The sequence below is a fragment of the Mailhella sp. genome (assembly GCF_057866825.1).
In genome coordinates this window covers 1-3,420 of the sequence record NZ_DBMAHT010000174.1, presented here as the reverse complement: position 1 = coordinate 3,420, position 3,420 = coordinate 1, and the positions used below count along the sequence as shown (strand labels likewise).

Annotated in this window: 2 protein-coding genes and 1 pseudogene; all 3 read left to right on the top strand. The window is 64.3% G+C overall.

Annotation, left to right across the window (positions count from 1 at the left end):
• Window positions 1-1,354: bifunctional folylpolyglutamate synthase/dihydrofolate synthase (locus ACZM96_RS10260; RefSeq protein ID WP_489488920.1), on the top strand; the 1,354-nt coding region annotated here is incomplete at its 5' end.
• Window positions 1,355-1,420: 66 nt separating this feature from the next.
• Complete coding sequence (selA, locus tag ACZM96_RS10255) at window positions 1,421-2,818, top strand: L-seryl-tRNA(Sec) selenium transferase (RefSeq protein WP_489488919.1); 1,398 nt, start codon at window positions 1,421-1,423, stop codon at window positions 2,816-2,818.
• A gap of 231 nt (window positions 2,819-3,049) precedes the next feature.
• A pseudogene (locus ACZM96_RS10250) lies at window positions 3,050-3,420 on the top strand (aminopeptidase); the annotation flags it as partial.

Below are 3,420 nucleotides of genomic sequence, written 5' to 3'. Positions count from 1 at the left end.
GCCTTCCTGCTGCATGCTGTCCGCTTCCGCGCCCTTCCACTCCTATGAGGAAGTGCTGCGTCATCTCGATTCCCTGGGCATGTTCCACATGGACATGGGCCTCGGCCGCATGGAACGTTCCCTGCGCGCGCTCGGTCTGACGAAGTTCCGCTGTCCGGCCGTGCAGGTCGTGGGAACCAACGGCAAGGGCTCGACGTCCGTGTTTCTGCAGTCCATAGCCATGGCCCACGGCATGAACGTGGGGCTCTACACCTCGCCGCACTTCGTCTGGCCGGAAGAGCGCATTCAGCTCAATCACACCATGCTGCCCCGCCGCGTGTGGCCCGCTCTCTCGGACAGCGCCGTGGAAGTGGAAAAGGACCTCACCTACTTCGAGCTGCTCACCGTCATGGCGGCCGAAGCCTTCCAGACCAGCGAAAGCGATCTCATGATCTTTGAAGCCGGTCTCGGCGGCCGCTACGACGCCACCACGTCCCTGCCTGTGGACATGGTGTGCTTCGCCCCCATCGGCATGGATCACATGAACGTGCTCGGCGACACCCTCGCCGCCATTGCCGACGACAAGTCCGACGCCCTGCGCGCGGGCGTCTCCCTGGCCGTGAGCGCACCCCAGCAGGAAGAAGCCCGCAGCATACTCCTGTCCAAGGCGGAGAAACTGGGCATTCCCCTGTGCTCCTGCCCCACGCCGGAAGGCTGCGACGGCACCAGAGCGGGCAAGGCTCTGTGGGAATGCCTGCCCGACGATTTGAAGGCCTGCTCCGTGCTGCCGGACGACGTGACTCTCGGCCTGCGCGGCGCTCATCAGCGCATGAACGCGCAGACGGCAGTGCTGGCCTGGGTCATGTTGTGCCAGCGCTTCCACTGGAAGACCGACGCACACACCATTGCCCTCGGACTTTCCCGCGCCTTCATTCCCGGCAGACTGCAGTTTGCGCCCGCCGGAGAAGGACATCCCGCCATGTGGCTGGACGGCGCGCACAATCCGCACGGCATGACGGCCCTTCTGACCGCCGTGGAAGGCATGAGCGAGAATGAGCGCCCCGGAGCCGTGGTGTTCTCCTGCCTTGCCGACAAGCAGCCGGAAAAGCTCACCGCGCTGGTGAAGAAGCTGGCCGGAGACAAACCTCTGTTCGTGCCCGCCATTCAGGACAATCCCCGCGCCGCCTCGCCGGAAACGCTGGCCGCGCTGCTCGGCGACAACGCCGTTGCCCTGCCGGACTTGAAAGAGGCGCTCGCCGCCGCAGAAAAGGCTGCCGGCGGCAGGCCCGTGCTGGTGTGCGGCTCTTTGTATCTGCTTTCGGAACTGTTCAGCCTCTGGCCTTCCCTGCTCAAGCCTGCCGAAAGCGTCCGCTGAACGGCTTTTCCCGGATCCCGTCCGAAGCGCTGTCTTCGGCGGGATTCCGTCTTATGAGGAGAATCCATGTCGTCACTTTTCCGTTTTCTTCCCTCGGTGGACGCGTGTCTCCGCTGGCTGGAGGACTCCTTTCCCTCCACGCCGCACAGCGTGCTTCTGGAATGCTCCCGCGCCCTGCTCGACGAACTGCGCGAAGACATCCGCTCCGGCCGTGTGACGGATGAAGCCGCCCTGAGCCCCAGCGCCGTGAAGCCCCGTCTTGAAGCGCTCGTCGCCCGCAAGGACAGGCCCAGGCTGCGCCGGGTCATCAACGGGGCAGGCGTGGTGGTGCACACCAATCTCGGCCGCTCCGTGCTGGCCAAAGAGGCACAGGAAGCCGTGTACATTGCCGCGTCCGGCTACAGCAATCTGGAATTCGACCTCGAAACCGGAGAGCGCGGCAGCCGCATCAGCCTTGTGGAAGAGCTGCTCTGCTCCCTCACCGGAGCCGAGGCGGCGCTCGTGGTGAACAACAACGCCGCGGCCGTGCTGCTCATGCTGGACACGCTGTGCAAGGGCGGCGAAGTGCTGCTTTCCCGCGGGCAGCTTGTGGAAATCGGCGGCAGCTTCCGCATTCCCGACGTCATGGAGCGCAGCGGCGCAACGCTCAGGGAAGTGGGCACCACCAACCGCACGCACCTTGCCGACTACGAGCGCGCCCTTTCCGAAAACACGCGCGCCGTGCTCTGGGTGCATCCTTCCAACTACCGCATCATCGGCTTCCACTCCAGCGTGCCCGCCAATGAACTCGCCGACTTCGCCCACGCCCATCAGCTGCCCATGCTCGAAGATCTCGGCAGCGGCAGTCTCATGGATTTCTCCCGCTGGGGCCTGCACGACGAACCCACCGTGCCCGAAGTGCTGCGTCAGGGCACCGACGTGGTCACCTTCTCGGGCGACAAGGTGCTCGGCGGACCTCAGGCGGGCATCATCGTGGGCCGCAAGGTCTATGTCGATCAGATGAAGAAGAATCAGCTTCTGCGCGCCCTGCGCTGCGACAAGCTCACCCTTGCCGCGCTGGAAGCCACGCTGCGGCTGTACCGCGATCCGGAAACGGCCCGCAAGGCGATTCCCACGGTGCGGCGCATGAGCATGGATCCCGCAGAGCTCAGACGCCGCGCCGAGAAGCTCGCCGCCCTGCTTTCGCGCGAACTCGACGGCCTCGCCGTCTGCTCGCTCAAGGACGATTTCTCCCGCGTGGGCGGCGGCTCCTTCCCCGAACAGGGCATGCCCACCACGCTCGTGTGCGTGCATCCGGCAAAGGGTTCGGCCACGCATCTGAAAATGCGCCTGCTCTCCACCGAGCCCCCGGTCGTGGGCAGACTGGAAGGCCCGTATTTCCAGCTCGACCCGCGCACCATGGAAGACGACGACTTTGCCGATGCCTCCCGGGCGCTCAAGGAAGCGCTGCTGCACGAAGACTGATCATACAAAAGCGCCTCGTCTCCCCGGCGAGGCGCTTCGTTTTTGTCTTCCATCCGCCCGACCCCTGAGCGGACTCACGGCATTTGACGCAACGCGTCCGCGTACTTATTTTTTATGCGTTGCCCGAGGCGAACCGTCTTTTTTGGGGAAAACAAACGTTTTTTCCGCAAGTGCGCCGCGTCAGGGCACGACAACCTTTGCACATCATTCCATTTTCCTATCGAGGTTATCATGGACGAACTTGCATCCTGTTCCAAATCCGGCTGGGAAGTCTATCGCTCGGCCGAAGACCGCCGGGCCATGACGACGCTGGCCGACGACTACATCCGCTTCATTTCCGACTGCAAAACCGAACGCGAAGCCGTGGACGGCGTGATCGCCCGTCTGAAAGACGCCGGATACACGGAAGGCTTCGGCACCGGCAAGGGCTGGCAGGCCCTGCACGGCAAGGCCATTTTCGTGGCCCGCAGAGGCCGCAAGCCTCTTTCCGAAGGCATCCGCCTCATCAGCGCCCACACCGACAGCCCCCGCCTCGACCTCAAGCAGCATCCGCTCATGGAACAGGTGGGCGTGGGACAGGCCAAAACCCACTATTACGGCGG